The sequence below is a fragment of the uncultured Salinibacterium sp. genome (genome assembly GCF_963974405.1).
GTDB lineage: Bacteria > Actinomycetota > Actinomycetes > Actinomycetales > Microbacteriaceae > Rhodoglobus.
In genome coordinates, this window is the sequence record NZ_CAXBBH010000001.1 from 519,155 (window position 1) to 538,019 (window position 18,865).

Consider the following 18,865-nt stretch of genomic DNA (forward strand, 5'->3'; position numbering starts at 1 on the left):
CGCGCATTCTTGTGCGGGCTGCGAGAATTGCTCTCACCAAGAAGTGGTTTTGCAACCGCGCCCGCGTTTAACAGCAACGAAAGTTCCCTCGTGCATCTGCTCTCCGTTTTCTCTTTACGTAACCGTGCACTGATTGCGCTTGTCACGATTGTCATCGGAATTTTTGGTGGAGTGGCACTCACCTCGCTCAAGCAAGAGCTCATTCCTTCGCTGTCACTACCCCAGATTTTCATTGTGTCGACCTACCCTGGTGCGTCGCCAGCGGTTGTCGATAAGGATGTTTCGGCCCCCATCGAGGCGGCCATTCAGGGTGTTCCCGGCCTCGAGTCCACGTCGTCAACCTCGAACTCCAACTTCTCCAATATCTCGGCCTCCTTCGATTACGGCACCAATATTGCGACCGCTGAACAGAAGATTCAGCTCGCCATTAACCGCATCTCTGGTCAGCTTCCTGACTCCGCCGACACCCAAGTATTTACCTTCAACTTCACCGACTTGCCTGTCGTGCAGATCGCCGTCTCGAGTGATCTTGATGCGCGCGAACTGTCTCGCAAGCTCGAAGAATCCACTCTTGTCGATCTCAAGAAGGTCGATGGTGTCAGCGACGCAACTCTGCTCGGCACCTCAACGCAACGCGTCGTCATCACCCCCGATCCTGAGAAGCTTTTCGCGAATGGCCTGAACAACCAGGACATCACGGCGGCCCTTGACGACAATGGCGTTCTGTTGCCCGCCGGTGAAATCACGGAAGATGGCCAAACTCTCACGGTGCAGGCAGGCAACCGAATCACCTCGGTCGATGCGATTGAGGCGTTGCCCTTGCTCGGTGGCTCGAACACTGAGGTTGTCACGCTGAGTGATGTCTCGACTGTCGAGGTCATCGACGACCCTGAGACGGGAATCTCTCGAGTCAACGGTGAGAACGCCCTCACGATCGCCATCACGAAGAGCCCTTCGGGAAACACCGTCGCGGTATCAAACGCCGTCAACGATCTCATCCCTGAGTTGGAAGAAGCGCTCGGCAGCAACACTCAGTTCACCGTCGTGTTCGACCAGGCGCCGTTCATCCAAGAATCGATCAACAGCCTCACGACTGAGGGTCTGCTCGGGCTCGTCTTCGCTGTCATCGTCATCTTGGTGTTCTTGCTGTCGATCCGCTCGACGCTCGTGACCGCAATTTCGATCCCGGCATCCGTGCTCATCACGTTCATCGGTATGCAGGTGTCTGGCTACACGCTGAACATCATTACCCTCGGTGCGCTCACGATCTCTATTGGTCGAGTGGTGGATGACTCGATTGTGGTTATTGAGAACATCAAGCGACACGTCTCGATGGGAGAGCCGAAGCTTCAGGCGATTCAGACTGCCGTGAAGGAAGTTGCGGGAGCCATCACGGCGTCGACCGTGACAACCATTGCGGTCTTCTTGCCGCTCGCTCTCGTCGGCGATGTGACCGGCGAACTGTTCCGGCCCTTTGCCTTGACAACAGCAATTGCGCTCGCGGCGTCGCTTTTCGTTTCGCTCACGATTGTGCCGGTGCTGGCGTACTGGTTCCTTGGCAACAAAACTGCTCCGCGGCACACCGAAGCAGCTGTCGAGCATCCTCATGCCGCTGGCCTGCCACAGGAGGAGAAGACCACCGCACTCCAGCGCGGCTACCTCCCCGTCATCCACTGGACGCTCAAGCGCCCGGTCGCGACCCTGCTAACCGCTGTGCTTCTTCTCGGCGGAACCGTCGCGCTCGTGCCGTTTATGAAGACCAACTTCATCGGTGACAGCGGTCAAAACACGCTGACAGTGAGTCAGACGCTGCCGCTCGGGGCAAGTCTCGAAGCTCGCGACGAAGCCGCAAAAAAGGTCGAAGAAGTGCTGACCGGCATCGAGGGCGTTGAGACTGTTCAGCTGTCAATCGGATCCAGTGGTGGCTCTCTGCGAGCCGCTTTCTCAAGCGGTGGAGCGAGTACTTTCTCACTCACGACCGACCCCGAAGTCGATCAGGTTGAGCTTCAGAAAACCGTGCGTGACGCGGTTGCTGATATCGACGACGCGGGTGAAATCACGCTCGCTTCTGCATCGAGCGGTTTCGCATCGAGCGACATCGAGATCAACATCACGGCGACGAGCGATTCTGAACTGCGCGAAGCCTCGGATGCCCTGCTTGAGCAGGTACGCGACCTCGATGTCGTTGCCGAAGCCACGAGCAACCTCTCGGAACAGCAGCCCTTTATCTCCATCACGGTGGACCGCGAGAAGGCCGCGAAGCTCGGCCTCAGCGAGATCGCTGTCGGCGGAATTGTCGCGGGGGCAATGAACCCGAGCGCTGTCGGAAGTGCCGTCATTGACGAGGCAACTCTTTCGATCTACATCCTCAACGAGTCGGCGCCTGTCACTATCGCCGAACTTCGTGATTTCGAGATTCCGAGCGCTGCTGGTCTAGTTCCGCTCACTGACGTTGCAACGGTGGATGTCGAAGACGGGCCCGCGAGCATCACTTCGGTGAAGGGCGTACGTAGCGCCACTCTCAGCGTGACGCCGGGCAGTGACGATGTCGGCACAGCATCCGCGTTGGTTGCCGCCGCCGTGGAGGAAGCCGATCTTCCTGCGGGAGCTTCGGCCGAGCTCGGCGGCGTGGCAACCGAGCAGACGGATGCCTTCCAGCAGCTTGGTCTTGCCCTTCTGGTCGCGATTCTGATCGTGTATGTCGTGATGGTTGCCACCTTCAAGAGCTTGCGCCAGCCGCTGCTGCTGCTTGTATCGGTTCCGTTCGCCGCGACCGGTGCCATCGCGTTACAGGTTATTTCGGGCATCCCGCTCGGTGTTGCTTCGCTTATCGGTGTGCTCATGCTGATCGGTATCGTCGTCACGAACGCGATCGTGCTCGTTGACCTCATCAACCAGTACCGTGCGCGCGGAATGCGGGCCCGGGAAGCGATTGTCGAAGGTTCTTCTCGCCGACTTCGCCCCATCCTGATGACGGCAGCCGCCACAATCTTCGCGCTCCTGCCGCTCGGAATTGGTCTTACGGGTGAGGGTGGCTTCATTTCGCAGCCGCTCGCCATCATCGTGATCGGTGGACTCATCTCGTCGACGCTGCTCACGCTTATCGTGTTGCCGGTGCTCTACTACGTTGTCGAAGGTGCCAAGGAGCGTCGCGAAGACCGCAAGTCTGCTGGCACTGACCGCAAGAGCCGACGCGCAGCCAAGAAGGCCGGTCGCGCGACTCCCACGGCGGCGACTGCGGAGTAGAAGTTCTCTCGATCACTCGCCTCAGCTGGGCTCTACGCTGAGCGCGCTCCGATGTGCAGGAGCCGCAGTTGTTCGCAAACAACGAGCATGTGAGGGGCGAAGCCCTTCGGGCTCTCGGAGTGTTCACGCCAGTATCGCTCATGAACTGTGCGCCAATGCGAAAGGCTTCGGTCGCCCTCACCCTCCGCGAAGGCGTGAGATTCGGGAACCTCATCGAAAGGGATCAGATCGATCGCCGTGGTCTCCAGCAACGCGCGGGGAACTCCGCGTCCGTCGAGGATGATGTTCAGCCAGCCCACTTCAGGTAAGGGGTCGCCAGTGTGTTCATAGTCCCAGAGAGATGACGCTGTTGCGGTCTTAGTGCCGGCTAACACTAGGTCTAAAAGGCCATCGGCGTGGCCGGGGGTTGCGCCGAAAGCCCATGCATCAGGGGCCGCCTCGGGGAGTCCCTGAATCGCGGCGCGGCACTCGCGCCAGAATTCGTCAACCGTCAGGGTTGTGCTCATCTACTCATCCTAAGTTGACGCTCTTTTCCCGCGCCGGAACCCACGGATGTTCTAGGCTGGTGCGGGGAAACGGAGATTCTGTCATGAACAATGCTTGGGGTAATGGCACGCTGGGCCAGTCGATTCCGGTGCCGGTCGTGCACTCGGATCAGTTTGGTTGGGCGCGCAATCAGTGGGCAGACCAGCCTGTTGTCTGGCCGAAGTCACCGCCGCGGGTTGCTCCGCTCACCGTGACTACTCACGTTCTCCTGGGGCTGTTCCTGATCGTTGGTCTCGCGGGCGTCATCCTTTATCTCATCGAATACCTCGAAGCGTCGGCGGTTGATTCGAATCGGCAACTGGTTCTCGGCGCGATCGTGGGCGACCTTGCCATTGCGCTAATCGCGGCGACTTTGGCTAGGTTCAACTTTGCCGTCGGTTTTGCTCGAGTCTTGTTCTTGTTTTTTGCTGTGACAGCGGTACTTGGTTTGGCTTGTGGCGTTCTGGTCATTGTGCGGGACCACGATCGTGCATTCGAGTTTGAGACCATCCCGCAGTTGGCGAACTTACCCTTGCTCATCGCGGGCGCAGTCTTTGTCGTTCTCGCAATCGTTGTGTGGAGAAGTCTCATAACGCAAGTGAGCAGTTTCGCCCACTGGCGTGGAAACGTACTCACAGCGCTCAACACCGTCTTTCCTCACGGCCGGCGCGAGCGGGTCTTTGCCAGCGAGCCCGTCATGATTGATGAGAATTCGGGTGAACTCGAACGCCGTCTCGCTGTGGCCGAACGCCTCACAGCTCCCTTACTCGAGCAGCTGCTGCGGATGCCAGGCGTCACGATTGTTCAGGGCATCGAGGTGCCGGGCTCACGCACGACCCACGTCGGGCACGCTGTCGTCGCGGGCAACCAGATCGCATTTATCGATTCCTTGCTCTGGGCTCCAGGCGAGTATGTCTTGGATGCTTGGGGTCGCGTGGTCCGAGATGGAAAGATCGACGAACATATCAACGTGACCACCGCACTCGCCGCTAAGCGACTTACCGAGGACCGTCCTCAACTCATCTCTCGGTCGTGGGCCGTCGTGCACAGGCTGGCGGATGCCCCGCTCACGATCGCGACAGCCCCGCAAAATAGCGTTCACGTGGTGAGCCCGGAGGACCTTCTGCGCGAGGTTGGTGAATGGCTGGCTCCGGTGGGAGAGCAGGTTGATGCCTTCGCCCTGCAGTTCGCGATCAATTCGCGCCTCAAGTAAACCGGCGTGCTCTACCTCGTTCTCGCTATTGCGCGCCGAATGCAGTAAAGTTGATAAGTCGGCTCAAGACAGCGCGAAATCTCGCGTATGGGTTTGTAAGTCTTGCGGGCCGGTTTGCCAGTCCATCCAACTGGTGACAATCACACGAATGTATGTGACGGCCTCGGTCAAAGACTGCCCGGGTTCAGTAGTGCAGCGTACGAATGTTCAAGCTAGTTAGAAGATGACCAATTGGTGTCTACCAAGTCGGTTTCTCGCTAATTAAATGGTGAGCGTTGGCGTGCGCGCGTGCTCCACGCACTAGATGTGTTCCATCTAAGAACAACCCGGAAAGAACTATGCCTAATTTCAATAAACCTGCCACGGGTCGTGGCAACAAAAACTTCAACTCCGGTGCGCCTAAGCGCGGCGGTTCACGCAGCGAAGGTCACCGCGGATTCCGCCCCGATCAGGGTGAAGCTCCCAAGCGTCGCTGGAGTGCGGATGACCGTGCTGCTCGTACCGGTGACCGTCGCCCAGGTTCGGCTCGCCCCAACCGCGACGACCGTCGCCCCGACTGGACACCTCGCGAGAAGCCTGCCCGTGGTGGACGCCCCGAATTCGGCGACCGCAACGAGCGTCCCTCGTATGGCGACCGCCCGCAGCGCAACGAACGTGGTGCCTATGGTGACCGCAGCCAGCGCGACTCGCGTCCCGAGCGCGGTGGCCGTCCTTCGTACGGTGACCGTCCTGAGCGTGGTGGTTACGCCGGTCGTTCAGAGCGTCCCTCGTATAACGATCGCGGTGCATCCGCTGGTCGTGGCGAGCGTCCTTCGTACGGTGACCGTCCTGACCGTGGCGGTCGTCCTGAGCGTGGTGGTTACGCCGGTCGTTCAGAGCGTCCCTCGTATAACGATCGCAACGATCGTGGTGCATCCGCTGGTCGCAGCGAGCGTCCCGCGTACGGTGACCGCCCCGAGCGCGGTGGCCGTCCTTCGTACGGCGACCGCAACGAGCGCCCGCAGCGCACCGAGCGTCCGTCGTACAACGACCGCAACGATCGTGGCGCACGCCCCGATCGTTCAGAGCGTCCCTCGTACAACGATCGCGCCCAGCGCACCGAGCGCCCCTCATACGGTGACCGTAACGACCGTGGTGCATCCGCTGGTCGCGCCGAGCGCCCGTCGTACAACGACCGTGCACAGCGCACCGAGCGTCCTGCGTACAACGACCGCGCCCAACGCTCAGAGCGTCCCGCTTATGGCGACCGCCCCGAGCGTGGTGGACGCCCGTCGTACGCTGACCGCGCCGAGCGCCCGCAGCGCACCGAGCGTCGCGAAAGCTCCTACTACCCGAACCGTGACGAGAAGTCGTCGCACGAGATCCAAGAAGATGTTGTTCTTGAGCGTCTCGAAGCCAAGGTAGTTACCGCCAGCGAGGTTGAAGGCAAAACCTTTATCGACCTCGGCATCGGTTCTAACATCTCGCGTCAGCTCGCATCCATGGGTGCAGAGTCGCCGTTCCCCATTCAGGCAGCAACCATCCCCGACGTTCTCGCCGGCAAGGATGTTCTTGGCCGCGGAAAGACCGGATCGGGCAAGACCATCGCTTTCGGTGCGCCCCTCGTTGAGCGCCTCATGGAAAACAACGGTGGCAAGGACCGTCAGATGGGCCGCAAGCCACGCGCCCTCATCCTGGCTCCGACTCGTGAGCTCGCTCAGCAGATCGACCGAACCGTTCAGCCCATCGCTCGCAGCGTTGGCCTGTTCACCACGACCATCGTGGGTGGCGTTCCCCAGTACAAGCAGGTTGCCGCGCTTCAGCGCGGTGTCGATGTCATCATCGCGACTCCCGGTCGTGTTGAAGACCTCGTACAGCAGGGTCGTCTCGACCTCAGCCAGGTGAAGGTTACTGTTCTCGACGAGGCCGACCACATGTGCGACCTCGGGTTCCTTGAGCCCGTTCAGCGCATCCTGCGCGAGACGAGCGATGGCGGCCAGAAATTGCTGTTCTCTGCGACTCTCGACAAGGGTGTTGCGACGCTCGTCAACGAGTTCTTGGTTGACCCGGCCGTGCACGAGGTCGCCGGTGAAGACCAGGCTTCCTCCACGATCGACCACAAGGTTCTGCTCATCGAGCAGCGCGAGAAGCGTGCCATCATCCGCCAGCTTGCTGGTGGCGACGGCAAGACTCTCGTCTTCACTCGTACGCGTGCGTTCGCAGAAGAAATGGCTGACTACCTAGAGGATGCCGGAATTCCGGCCACGAGCCTCCACGGTGACCTCAACCAGTCGCGTCGTACCCGCAACCTGCAGCAGCTCACGAGCGGACGAGTCAACGTGCTCGTCGCCACTGACGTTGCAGCCCGCGGCATCCACGTGGATGACATCAGCCTCGTTATTCAGGCTGACGCCCCCGAGGAGTACAAGACGTACCTGCACCGCGCCGGCCGCACCGGTCGCGCAGGCAAGGTCGGAACCGTGGTCACGCTCATCAACCGCAACCGTCGTCGCAAGATGGACGAACTGCTCGGCCGCGCCGAAATCGATGCTGAGTCGATCGACGTAGCGCCCGGCGATGCTGTTATCGACAGGCTTGCAGCGCTCTAACTAGCGCGCAGCTCACTCGAGCATAAGAATGCCCCGGATGCCCCACTCGCGTGGTCGGTATCCGGGGCTTTCTGTCTTTCACGGTACGCACGAAACGCTCTCGTAGACTCGCACCATGAACGAGAAGAAATCAGTCGCCGCGCGCGCTGGCGCAGCGGTAGGGCAGGGCGTCAGCACAGCCGCTCACGGAACGCGCGCAGCGATCCGCAAAAACCCGAAAGCTAACCGCGTGTATCGCACGACAGTTGGTGTCGTGGGTGGCACGACGGTCGCGCTTGGCGTTGTACTGATTCCGTTGCCCGGCCCCGGTTCGCTGGTTGCTCTCGGTGGGTTGGCGCTTCTTGGCACCGAATTCGAGCCGGCGACGAAGGCAAGCGGCAAAGCGAATGCTCTTGCGCGCAAGGCGCTCTCCGCGGCGCAAGAGAAGCGCAAAAAGCGTGCCGCTCAACGAGCCGAGGCCTACTCTGAAGCTGACGCCGACGCTGAACACAGCGCTTCATCACCGAAATAGTCCGCTGCCGATCGCTTTCAGCACAGCAGTACGTGCTCATACTCGGGAGAGCACGAAGCAAGACGCCGCCACATGTTCAGGAGCGCCGTCGCGTTGTCAGTTTTGCGTCGCGGAGTTTTGTCAGGGTTCGACCGTATTGTTCGGGCATGACTTCTCATGATGAAACTCAAGACGAGCCGATGATGGATGGCGCGACCGACGCTTCGGCGGGCGCTAAACGGCAGGGCAAAAACGACCAAATCGAGGCCGACGCTGCGCGCGACAGTGCGCTCGAAGACAGTGCTGTCGAAGACAGCGTTCGCAGTGTTCGCGCGGTCGGCGAGGATCGGACTGCAGAAAGCGCAGACGGTAAGTAGGGTCCGCGTAGGCGGATCGTGTAGATCGCGTGCGTGGCGGTTCGTGCGCGACTGTTTTCGCGGGAGCTGCGCTGGCGCATCCCGAACAAAACACAAATGTGGCGGTCGTCGCACAAGTGCAATAGAGTGTCGTCATGTCGGACACTCACAATGAACGCGCCCTAGAAGACGAGATCGTTACCGACTTTAGCGAGCGGATGTCATACGGCTCGTACTTGGAACTCGACACGCTGCTGAGTGCGCAGTCTCCGCAAAGCAAGCCCGAGCATCACGACGAGATGTTGTTCATCATCCAGCATCAGACCACCGAGTTGTGGCTTAAGCTCGTGATTCATGAACTCGTCGCGGCCCGTGATCTCATTGCCGGCGACAATCTATCGATGGCGCTCAAGCGCATCGCGCGCGTCAAGCACATCCAGCGCACCCTCACCGAACAGTGGTCGGTTCTTGCGACGCTCACTCCGAGTGAGTATTCGCAGTTCCGCGACTACTTGGGCAGCTCATCCGGTTTCCAGTCCTACCAGTACCGTGCGGTCGAGTTTCTGCTCGGCAACAAGAATGCGGGAATGCTGAAGGTATTCGAAGCGCAGCCTGAAGCTCACGCTCTGTTGAGCAAGCTGTTGGCCGAGCCGAGTGTGTACGACGAATTCTTGCGCTACCTGAGCCGGCACGGTTACGAGATTCCGGATGCCGTTCTCAACCGCGATGTCACCCGCGGGTATGAGCAAAACGAGCAGCTCATCAACACCTTCCGTCATATCTACGACAACGAGAGCGAACACTGGCTCGCCTACGAGGCCTGCGAAGAGTTCGTTGACCTCGAAGAGAACTTCCAGCTCTGGCGCTTCCGTCACATGAAGACGGTCATGCGCATTATTGGTACGAAGCGGGGAACGGGTGGCTCGAGCGGAGTTGGTTTCTTGCAGAAAGCTCTCGACCTCACCTTCTTTCCTGAGCTGTTCGCCGTGCGCACCGAGATCGGTCGCCCGTGACCGCGGAACCCGACCCGGAATCCGGCTCCGACTCGGCTCTCAGCGTCGACTACGCCGTCGATGGCTATTGGCTGCGCCAATGGCACGGTCCCGCGACAGTGCGCGTCAGTCCGCACGGCATCCGAGCGATAGCGGATGCCGCAAGCCCGAATGCGATCCGTCTTCCGGGAGTGCTGCTTCCGGGCTTTCGCGACGCGCACGTGCATCTGGGCCTGACGCAGCCGCGCGCTCTCGTGGCTGGGGGTCTCGCGGCCGTTGACGATCTGGGTGGTCATCCTGATCGCCTTCGTGAGTGGGCTCGCGATGACGCGGTGCCGGCGCTGAAGTATGCGGGGGCATTCATCACCGCTCCTGGCGGCTATCCGAGTAAGCGAGCTTGGGCTGCGACCCTCGCGGTCGCTGAAGTGTCAACGGGTGAGGAGGCTATGGCTGCGGTCGCCGAGCAGCGTGCGGCTGGAGCCACGTTTGTGAAGCTCGCACTCAATGCTGAAGACGGGCCTGTCGTTGACGATGACACCCTGCAGGCGCTCGTTGATTATGCCCACAGCGGGGGCATCGAGGTGGTCGCTCACGTTCAAGGTTCTGGTCAAGCACAGCGCGCTTTCGAGGCGGGGGTTGATCGCCTCGCACACACGCCGTGGACCGAGAGGCTCAGTGATCCATTCATCCGTGAAATGGCGAAACCACACTCTCGCTTTCTGGCCGGTCGACACTCGTGGATCAGCACTCTCGACATCCATGGTTATGGCCAGCGCGGCCGTGACTTTGAGGCGGCGAGTGAGAACCTGCGACGGTTCCATGCTGCGGGCGGCACCGTTCGCTACGGCACAGACTTAGGCAACGGCGAGCTACCTCTTGGCCTCAACCAGCGTGAATTGACCGCGCTGCAGGATTCGGGTGTGCGCTACGACGCCCTTTTGCGCACACTGTGCTTGCCCGGTTTTGGCAGCGCTGTCAGCTACCTGCCCACAGTGCCGGCCGCGGATGCTGATTTCGCATCGTGGCTCATGACTGTCACCGTCGTCACCGCTCGCGACCTGCTCCAGCCCAACTTCGCCGTGAGCGCGACCCGCGCGCGCTCGGCTCGCAATGGCGACGTCGCCGTTGCTGCTGCAACAACCCCCATCCCGACCACCTGGAGGAACGACCAATGACCGACACCCACGCCCCGAGAGCTGCGCACATCGACGCCAGCGCGGCAATCGACACGAGCGCTGACGCTGCCGCAGCTCTCGATGCCGCCGACCCGCTGAAGAGCTATCCCGCTCAGTTCGTGCGTTCGGATGAAGTGCGGGCGTATCTCGACGGCAACTCGCTCGGGCGCCCGACGACTGCCAGTGCAGCACGGCTCGCTGAGTTCGTTGAGCAGCAGTGGGGTGGTCGCCTCATCCGTGGCTGGGATGAGTCTTGGTACGAATTGCCGCTGACGCTCGGTGATCGTCTCGGCGCTGCCACGCTCGGTGCCGCCGCCGGGCAGACGTTCATCGGCGACTCGACAACTGTCGTGCTCTACAAGCTGATTCGGGCGGGGCTCAGCGCACGCCCCAACCGCAGCGAGATCGTGATTGACACCGGCAACTTCCCGACCGATCGCTACCTCGTTGAGGGCATCGCGGCAGAGCTCGGCAAGACCCTGCGCTGGATCGATCCGGCGAGCGACGCGGGGGTAACCGCCAGCGAGGTGAAAGCCGCGCTCAATGAAAACACGGCGCTCGTTGTTGTCAGTCACGTCGCGTACCGCTCGGGCCACCTCGCCGATATGCGGGGAATCACAGAACTTGTCCACGATGCCGGAGCGCTCGTGCTCTGGGATCTCTGCCACTCTGCTGGCGTCGTCGACACTCAACTCGATGCCTGGGGCGTCGACCTCGCAGCCGGATGCACGTACAAATACCTCAACGGAGGCCCGGGTTCTCCGGCGTTCGGTTACGTGCGCGCCGAGCACATCGACACCATGACGCAGCCGATCCAGGGCTGGATGGGCAGCAACAACCCCTTCGAAATGGGGCCCGGTTATGCGCCCCACGCGGGTATCCGTCGCTTCATTAGCGGCACTCCATCGATCGTTGGTTCGCTCGCGATGCACGACATGCTTGGGCTCATCGAAGAAGCGGGCATTCCCGCAATCCGCGCCAAGTCGGTTGCTCTCACCGAATACGCGCTTGCGCTCATCGACCAGTTGCTAGTGCCGCTCGGCGTCACCGTAAGCTCTCCGCGGGATTCCGCCGAACGGGGCAGCCACGTGACGATCGACCACGAAAGCTTCGCCGCCGTGAATGCCGAACTCTGGAAACAGGGGATCATTCCTGACTTCCGTCGGCCCCACGGCATCCGTCTTGGACTATCGCCGCTCAGCACAACCTTCGCCGAAGTGCAGCTGGGCATCGACGCTATTCACGCGCAGCTCTCGAAATAACCGACCGTGATTCTGGATGATTTCGACTCCCGACCGGGGAGTGCAACCTCACTTCTGCGCACGTTTGTGGGTTCGCAGCTGCGTCAGCTCGGTGGCTGGATCTCGTCGGCGCATCTCGTGCGCATCATGGAGGCGCTTGGAGTGCCAGCCAATGGCGCTCGCAGTGCAATCGCGCGCGTGAAATCGAAAGGTCTCTTGCTGCCCGAGGTCGTTAATGGCCACCAGGGGTACCGAGTCAACAGTGACGCCGTGCCGATGCTCGAGAGCGGGGACCGTCGCATCTTCAGCTTCCGCCAGCAGCGCGAGGATGACGCGTGGTGTCTGATCTCGTTCTCGATTCCGGAGTCGCGTCGTGACGCGCGGCACCAGTTGCGCCGTCGGCTCGGCTGGATCGGGTGCGGTACCGTTGCGACCGGCCTGTGGATCTGCCCCGCCCACCTGAAGGGGGAGGTGTTGGGCATCCTCGATGACCTCGACCTCAGGGACTGCGCAACCCTGTTTATCGCGGGGCGACCCGAACTGAATCGGTCGTTTGCGGATGCGGCAGCGCAGTGGTGGGATCTTGACCGCTTGCGCGAATTACATGACCGCTTTCTGGCCCAGAACTCTGCTTTGGTGGGGCCCGCCTCGAGTGACGCTGAGGCTTTCGCGCGCTACATTCACGCCCTCGATCAATGGCGGGTTATTCCGTATCTTGATCCGGGTTTGCCCGACTCGGCGCTTCCTGAGGACTGGCCGGGGCGGTCGAGCCTCGACCTGTTCGGTCGCATTTCGCGTTCGCTGGCCGCCCGGGCTCACGGTTTCGCCCGCGCCACGAGCGCGTAGCGGCGCTGATCACTCGCGCAGAAGAACAACGGGTTACGCGCACATGAGCAATCCGTTTAAAACCTTGGAATGAGCTGTGGGCACGGCTATGGTCTGAAATACCCCTTATTGGGGGTAGACCGTTGATTTCACAATTCATAAGGGGACTGCCCGCTATGTATCCACGAAGCAGCAGGCCAACGAGGCTTACGATCGGGGCTCTTGCCACGTCGTGCGCCATTGCGTTGGCTACGATTACCGCTCCGGCTGCCCTAGCCGCCGAAGTAACAACGACCATTGCCGACGTTCAGGGCACTTCCGCCTCGAGCACCATGGTCGGCGACACCGTCACTGTCGAGGGTGTTGTCACCGCTGACTACCGTGGGGCTTCGGGCTACCGCGGCATCGTCATTCAGACTCCCGGGTCGGGCGGGGCGAGCGATGCTACGCCTGGCGCCTCCGATGGAATCTTCCTCTACCTCAACAACGCGAACCCGCCCGTCGCTATTGGCGACAAGGTCACCGCGACCGGCCCCGTCGATGAACGCTTCGGCCAGACTCAGCTCGGTGCCGGCTCCACGCCCGCGAGCGTAGAACTCGTCACCGCTGCCGCCGATCTCGATCCCGCCGATCTTGTGCACGCATCCGCTCTCGATGCCAGCGTCGTTGGTGCCGATCGGGAGCCGCTCGAGTCCATGCTCGTCACTCCGACCGGTGACTACCTCGTCTCATCAAGCCACCAGCTCTACAACTTCGGCACGCTCTGGCTCAGCCCAGAGGAGCTCGCCGTCAAGAGCACCGAAACCACGGATGCCGGAGCCGACGCCACTGCGATCGCCGCCGCCAACCGTGCCAGCCGTATCCTCCTCGATGATGGCTACAGCATCCAAGTTTCCAACGGGTCTCACCCCGGTGACCAGCCGTACTTCTCGGCTGACACCGTCGTGCGCAACGGCGACACCGTTCAGTTCCCGGCGAACCCTTACGTTCTCAGCTACGGCTTTGATGACTGGCGTTTGCAGCCCACCATCGCGATCAACGATGCGACCCCGGCGGAGTACCTGCCCACGTTCGAATCAACGAACCCGCGCGAAGAGTCGGCTCCTGTCGTCGGCGGAGAATTCAAGGTCTCAGCATTCAACGTCTACAACTACTTCACGACTCTGACGAGCGAAGATTCGGATGCTCGTGGTGCTGACACCGCAGAAGAGTTCGCTATCCAGCAATCGAAGATCGTGGCAGCCATCAACTCCCTCGACGCGGATGTTGTGGGCCTCATGGAGATCGAGAACTCGATCAAGTTGGGTGGAGACCTCGACGAAGCACTCATCGACCTCGTTGGTGCTCTTAACGCGGCAGCCGGTGCGGGAACGTGGGATTACGTTCGCACACCAGCAGCTCTCAACGATGCAGCCATCACTGACTTCATCACGAACGCGATCATCTTCAAGCCAGCAGCCGCCACCCCGGTGGGGGATAGCTTCACGGCGGTCGATGAGTCGGTCTGGGATATCGCGCGTGAGCCGATCGCTCAAACTTTTGAGTCGAACGGTGAACTTGTCACGGTGATCGCTAACCACTTCAAGTCAAAGGGTGGTTCGGGAACAGAACCTAGTGACGGTCAAGGCTTCTTCAACGCAGAACGCGTTGAGCAGGCCAACGCCGTCAAGGACCTCGTTGACTCGATCTCCGCTGACGAAGCCAAAAGCGACCAGGTTGTTCTTGTTGGTGACTTCAACGCCTACTCCGAAGAAGACCCCATTCAGGTCTTCACCTCGGCGGGCTACGTCGACACTCTCGCCGCAATGACCGACGACCAGTACACCTACACCTTCGATGGCGAACTCGGATCGCTCGACCACATCATCGTTTCGCCGTCGCTTGCCGACCGCGTAACTGATGCTGCCGTCTGGAACATCAACTCGCCTGAGTGGTCAGACCGCGGTTATGCCTACCCGGCGGCCGAATCGGGAACTGTCTTCCGTTCGAGCGACCACGACCCGATCAGCATCGGCCTCAGTACCGAGGCAGCGCCGGTCGAGATTGAGATTCTCACCACGAACGATTTCCACGGTCGAATTGAAGCGGGCGGTGGGGTTCCCGGTGCAGCTCAGCTCGGTGGAATGGTGAACTACTGGGAAGCGCTCAACCCCAACACCACGTTCGTCGGTGCTGGTGACTTCGTTGGTGCAACGACCTTCACGTCGTTCATTCAAAACGACCAGCCCACCATCGACGTGCTCAACGAAATTGGACTCGACACGAGTTCCTTCGGAAACCACGAATTCGATCAGGGCCGTGCTGACGTTGACGACCGCATCTTGGATGCCGCCGACTGGCCCTACCTCGCAGCGAACCTCTATGACCGGGACACCAACGCTCCGGCCTACGACGAGTACTTCCTGCAAGAGTTCGACGGTGTGAGTGTTGGATTCATCGGTGCAGTCACTGAAGATCTCAACGAACTCGTGAGCCCCGCTGGAATCGAGTCCCTCGAGATTCGCGGAATCGTTGACGAGGTAGACCGCGTTGCGGACTACCTCACCGACGGAAACGACGCCAATGGCGAAGCAGACGTTCTCGTGCTGCTGGTTCACGAAGGTGCGGCATCCACCGACATCGCAGCATCAACGGACAACTCGGCCTTTGGTCAGATTGTCACGGGCGTGAGCCCGAAGGTTGAAGCGATCGTGTCGGGTCACACTCACCTTGCCTACGACCACGAAGTCACCGTGCCCGGCATGGACCGCCCTCGCCTGGTCGTCTCGGCTGGACAGTACGGTTCCAACTACGGTCACTTTGATCTGACTGTTGACCCGGCAACGAAGGAGATCATCAACTTCGAAGCCGAGGTTCTGCCGATTACTGGCTTTGAACCTGACCTCGCCGTGCAGGCGATTGTCGATGAAGCTACCGCAGCTGCGGCTGAGCTCGGCAATGCCAAGGTCGGAGAGATCTCGGACAGCATGTTCCGTGCGGTGCAGTCGCCGGTAGACGGAACCCCGTTCCCGGAGAACCGCGGTGGAGAGTCGACCCTCGGCAACTTCGTCGCTGATGTTCAGCTCTGGGCAGCATCCGAATTGGGCGCTGAGATTGCGTTCATGAACCCCGGTGGTTTGCGCACTGACCTTGTCTACGAAGCATCGGGCGCGGGCGACGCAGACGGCGAAGTGACCTACCGTGAGGCGGCGAACGTTCAGCCGTTCGGTAACACGCTCACGACGATGTCGCTGACCGGTGCTCAAATCAAGATGGTTCTTGAAGAGCAGTGGCAGCCGGCGGGTGCGCAGCGTCCCTTCCTCAAGCTCGGCGTTTCGGAAGGGTTGACCTACGCGTACGACCCGACTGCTGCTCAGGGCGAGCGAGTGACCGCGATGTACCTCAACGGTGTTCCCGTGGATGCCGCAGCCAGCTACAAGGTGGTTGCTAACTCCTTCCTCGCGGCCGGTGGCGACAACTTCGCCACTCTGGCTGAGGGAACCGACCGCGCCGACAGCGGCCGCGTCGACCTGCAGTCGATGGTCGAGTGGTTCGAAGAGAACACCGTCGCAAGCCCACCGCTTGAACAGCGCGCCATCGGTGCTGTTGTTTCGGCTCCGGATGCCGACGGCTTCAACCCGGGAGACGACGTCACGCTCGACCTCTCCTCGCTCACCTTCAGCCGGGGCGGCTCAGGCGCCACCACGGTCGAGGTTTCGGTTGATGGAAACGTGCTCGGTTCGGCAACGATCGACCGCACCATCGTGAACACCACGGATGAGCAGGGTCGCGCAACGGTGACCGTCACGATTCCCGCCGGCACGCCTTCGGGCACGCTCGCGTTGACCGTCACGGTTCCGGGAACGGATACCGCGATTGCGGTACCGATCGAAGTTGTGACTACTGCTGAAGCCATCGAGAACACGAAGGCTCCGAGCATCCGCGGAAAGGTCGAAGTCGGCAAGACTGTCAAGGCAGTGCACGGCAACTGGAGCGTGAAGTCACCCGACTACAGCTACCAGTGGCTGCGCGATGGCGCGCCGATCGCTGGCGCGACAGATAGCCGCTACCGCATTACGACCGAAGACATCGGAACCGAGCTGAGCGTGCAAGTCACGGCCAGCAAGGATGGTTACACCGATGGTGTCGCCGAGTCCGACGCTCAATCAGTGGAGAAGATCTCCTCGAGTGTGCGGTCGAGCCTCTCTTCCTGGTTGGTCTGGGGCAACCGCTCCGTGACGGCGGATGCCAGTGTCAAGGTCGGCAAGGATGGCTCGACCGCCGGAGAGGTGACCTTCTATGACGGTCGCACCGCAGTCGGCACGAGCACGGTAGACAAGCGCGGTAATGCCTCGCTGAAACTGCCGAAGTTGAGCCGCGGCATCCACCTCATCTGGGTCGAGTACTCCGGTAACGACACAGTGAAGTCAAGCTCGAGCTTCCCGCGCTTGGTGATTGTTCTTTAGTCGCCAGTACGTAACTAGCTGAGTGAAACGAAGAGGGCCCCGCATGTTGCGGGGCCCTCTTTCGTGTAGCGCCCATTACAGAATTACCCAGTGTGATGAAATAAATTTGGTGTGCTGATTGCTACTAACTATGGTGAGCAAGCTCCCATCGATCTCCGACCTACGAAGGAACCCCTGAATCATGGCTAGTCGTATCTACAACAACGTCACCGAACTCGTCGGTAATACTCCGCTGGTTCAGCTCAACTCCGTAACAGACGGTGCTGGCGCAACGGTGCTCGCAAAGCTTGAATTCCAGAACCCGTCAGCCAGCGTGAAGGACCGTATTGGTGTTGCCATCATTGATGCGGCAGAAAAGGCCGGTGCGCTCAAGCCTGGCGGAACCATCGTTGAGGGCACGAGTGGAAACACCGGAATCGCCTTGGCCATGGTCGGCGCTGCTCGCGGGTACCGCGTTGTTCTGACGATGCCCGAGAGCATGAGCAAGGAGCGCCGAATGTTGCTTCGCGCGTTCGGTGCCGAGCTTGTACTGACCCCTGCTGGTGAAGGCATGCGCGGCGCTGTCGAGAAGGCAGCAGAGATCGTCGCAAACACTGAAGGCGCTGTTGCTGCTCAGCAGTTCGCCAATGCAGCGAACCCCGCCATTCACCGCGAAACCACGGGTCCCGAAATCTGGAACGACACCGACGGCGCCGTCGACATCTTCGTCGCCGGTATCGGAACTGGTGGAACGATCACCGGTGCTGGTGGCTTCCTCAAGGAACAGAACCCTGAGATCAAGGTTGTTGCTGTTGAGCCTGAAGAGTCGGCCATCCTCAACGGTGGAGCACCTGGTCCCCACAAGATTCAGGGAATCGGGGCCAACTTTGTGCCCGAGATTCTCGACCGCGATGTGTACGACGAGGTTCTCGACGTCAACATCACGCAGTCCGTCACGATGGCACGCCGCCTTGCTGCCGAGGAGGGCATCCTTGCCGGTATTTCTTCCGGTGCAACTGTGCACGCCGCTCTTGAGCTCGCGAAGCGCCCCGAGAACGCGGACAAGACGATCGTCGTTATCGTTGCGAGCTTCGGTGAGCGTTACCTGTCGACCCTTCTCTACGAAGACCTCGTCGACTAGTCACTCTTCGTTTTAGCTATCGCCGGTTACCACCACTAACGACGGAATTTTCTATTGTTTGCTCGAACTCGTGAAGATATTGCTGCGGTGCGCCGGCGCGATCCGGCCGCTCGCGGTGCTTTCGAGATCTGGCTGACCTATTCAGGAATGCACGCCGTGTGGGGTTACCGGTTTACGCATTGGTTGTGGACTGCGCGGGCGCTTTTTCTCGCCCGCGTAGTCTCCCAGTTCGTTCGCTTTTTGACCGGGGTAGAGATCCACCCTGCCGCTCAGATCGGTCGCCGCGTCATCATTGACCACGGTTCTGGCGTCGTCATTGGTGAAACTGCCATCGTGGGCGACGACGTATTGATCTACCACGGCGTCACTCTCGGCGGCACAAGTTCGCAGGGCGGCAAGCGTCACCCCACTCTCGGCAGCGACATCGTTGTGGGGGCCGGTGCGGCCATCCTCGGCGACATCACGATCGGGTCTGGTTCCGTTGTGGGTGCTGGTGCGGTAGTTGTGGCGGATGCCCCAGCCGATTCTCTTCTCGTCGGAGCTCCCGCCGTCGCTCGACCCAAGCGTGGAACGAAAGCCCCGCTCGACGACTTCGGTTACACCGATCCTGCGATCTATATCTAGCGCGACTGCTGTTCTCGCTAGGGTG

At 60.7% G+C, this 18,865-nt stretch carries 13 protein-coding genes; 12 read left to right on the forward strand and 1 reads right to left on the reverse strand.

Going from position 1 to position 18,865, the window contains the following annotated elements; genetic code table 11:
* Positions 1–90 precede the first annotated feature (90 nt).
* Positions 91–3,246 carry an efflux RND transporter permease subunit gene (locus AACZ26_RS02535; protein ID WP_339618852.1) on the forward strand — a complete coding sequence of 1,052 codons (3,156 nt, stop codon included), beginning with the start codon at positions 91–93 and terminating at the stop codon, positions 3,244–3,246.
* A gap of 32 nt (positions 3,247–3,278) precedes the next feature.
* On the opposite strand, the gene AACZ26_RS02540 is transcribed toward AACZ26_RS02535, so the two are convergent.
* Positions 3,279–3,752: an ASCH domain-containing protein gene (locus AACZ26_RS02540; protein ID WP_339618853.1), complete on the reverse strand. Its 474-nt coding sequence runs from the start codon at positions 3,750–3,752 to the stop codon at positions 3,279–3,281.
* Between the two features lie 83 nt (positions 3,753–3,835).
* Here AACZ26_RS02540 and AACZ26_RS02545 point away from each other — a divergent pair, with 83 nt between their 5' ends.
* The 11 genes from AACZ26_RS02545 (at position 3,836) to cysE (ending at position 18,840) form a co-directional block, all read left to right on the forward strand.
* Positions 3,836–4,984 (forward strand): hypothetical protein, encoded by a 1,149-nt coding sequence (locus AACZ26_RS02545; protein ID WP_339618854.1) that lies wholly within the window; start codon positions 3,836–3,838, stop codon positions 4,982–4,984.
* A gap of 338 nt (positions 4,985–5,322) precedes the next feature.
* Positions 5,323–7,572 carry a DEAD/DEAH box helicase gene (locus AACZ26_RS02550; RefSeq protein ID WP_339618856.1) on the forward strand — a complete coding sequence of 750 codons (2,250 nt, stop codon included), beginning with the start codon at positions 5,323–5,325 and terminating at the stop codon, positions 7,570–7,572.
* Between the two features lie 115 nt (positions 7,573–7,687).
* Complete coding sequence (locus AACZ26_RS02555; protein ID WP_339618857.1) at positions 7,688–8,083, forward strand: PGPGW domain-containing protein; 396 nt, start codon at positions 7,688–7,690, stop codon at positions 8,081–8,083.
* 146 nt (positions 8,084–8,229) lie between these two features.
* Positions 8,230–8,439, forward strand: a complete 210-nt coding sequence (locus tag AACZ26_RS02560) for a hypothetical protein (RefSeq protein WP_339618858.1) — start codon at positions 8,230–8,232, stop codon at positions 8,437–8,439.
* Positions 8,440–8,573: 134 nt separating this feature from the next.
* Entirely contained in the window at positions 8,574–9,431 is an 858-nt protein-coding gene (gene kynA / locus AACZ26_RS02565) for a tryptophan 2,3-dioxygenase (protein WP_339618861.1), read from the forward strand.
* Positions 9,428–10,585: an amidohydrolase gene (locus tag AACZ26_RS02570; protein WP_339618863.1), complete on the forward strand. Its 1,158-nt coding sequence runs from the start codon at positions 9,428–9,430 to the stop codon at positions 10,583–10,585. Before kynA ends, AACZ26_RS02570 begins: the two co-directional genes overlap by 4 nt.
* Positions 10,582–11,847, forward strand: a complete 1,266-nt coding sequence (locus AACZ26_RS02575; protein ID WP_339618865.1) for an aminotransferase class V-fold PLP-dependent enzyme — start codon at positions 10,582–10,584, stop codon at positions 11,845–11,847. The genes AACZ26_RS02570 and AACZ26_RS02575 overlap by 4 nt, the downstream gene beginning before the upstream one ends.
* A 6-nt stretch (positions 11,848–11,853) precedes the next feature.
* Positions 11,854–12,672, forward strand: a complete 819-nt coding sequence (locus AACZ26_RS02580) for a PaaX family transcriptional regulator C-terminal domain-containing protein (protein ID WP_339618866.1) — start codon at positions 11,854–11,856, stop codon at positions 12,670–12,672.
* A 224-nt stretch (positions 12,673–12,896) separates the two neighbouring features.
* Positions 12,897–17,096: an ExeM/NucH family extracellular endonuclease gene (locus tag AACZ26_RS02585; RefSeq protein WP_339618867.1), complete on the forward strand. Its 4,200-nt coding sequence runs from the start codon at positions 12,897–12,899 to the stop codon at positions 17,094–17,096.
* Between the two features lie 181 nt (positions 17,097–17,277).
* Complete coding sequence (cysK, locus tag AACZ26_RS02590) at positions 17,278–18,216, forward strand: cysteine synthase A (protein ID WP_339618868.1); 939 nt, start codon at positions 17,278–17,280, stop codon at positions 18,214–18,216.
* Positions 18,217–18,270: 54 nt separating this feature from the next.
* Positions 18,271–18,840, forward strand: coding sequence for a serine O-acetyltransferase (gene cysE, locus AACZ26_RS02595; protein WP_339618870.1), 570 nt, complete (start codon positions 18,271–18,273; stop codon positions 18,838–18,840).
* The last annotated feature ends 25 nt before the right edge of the window (positions 18,841–18,865 follow it).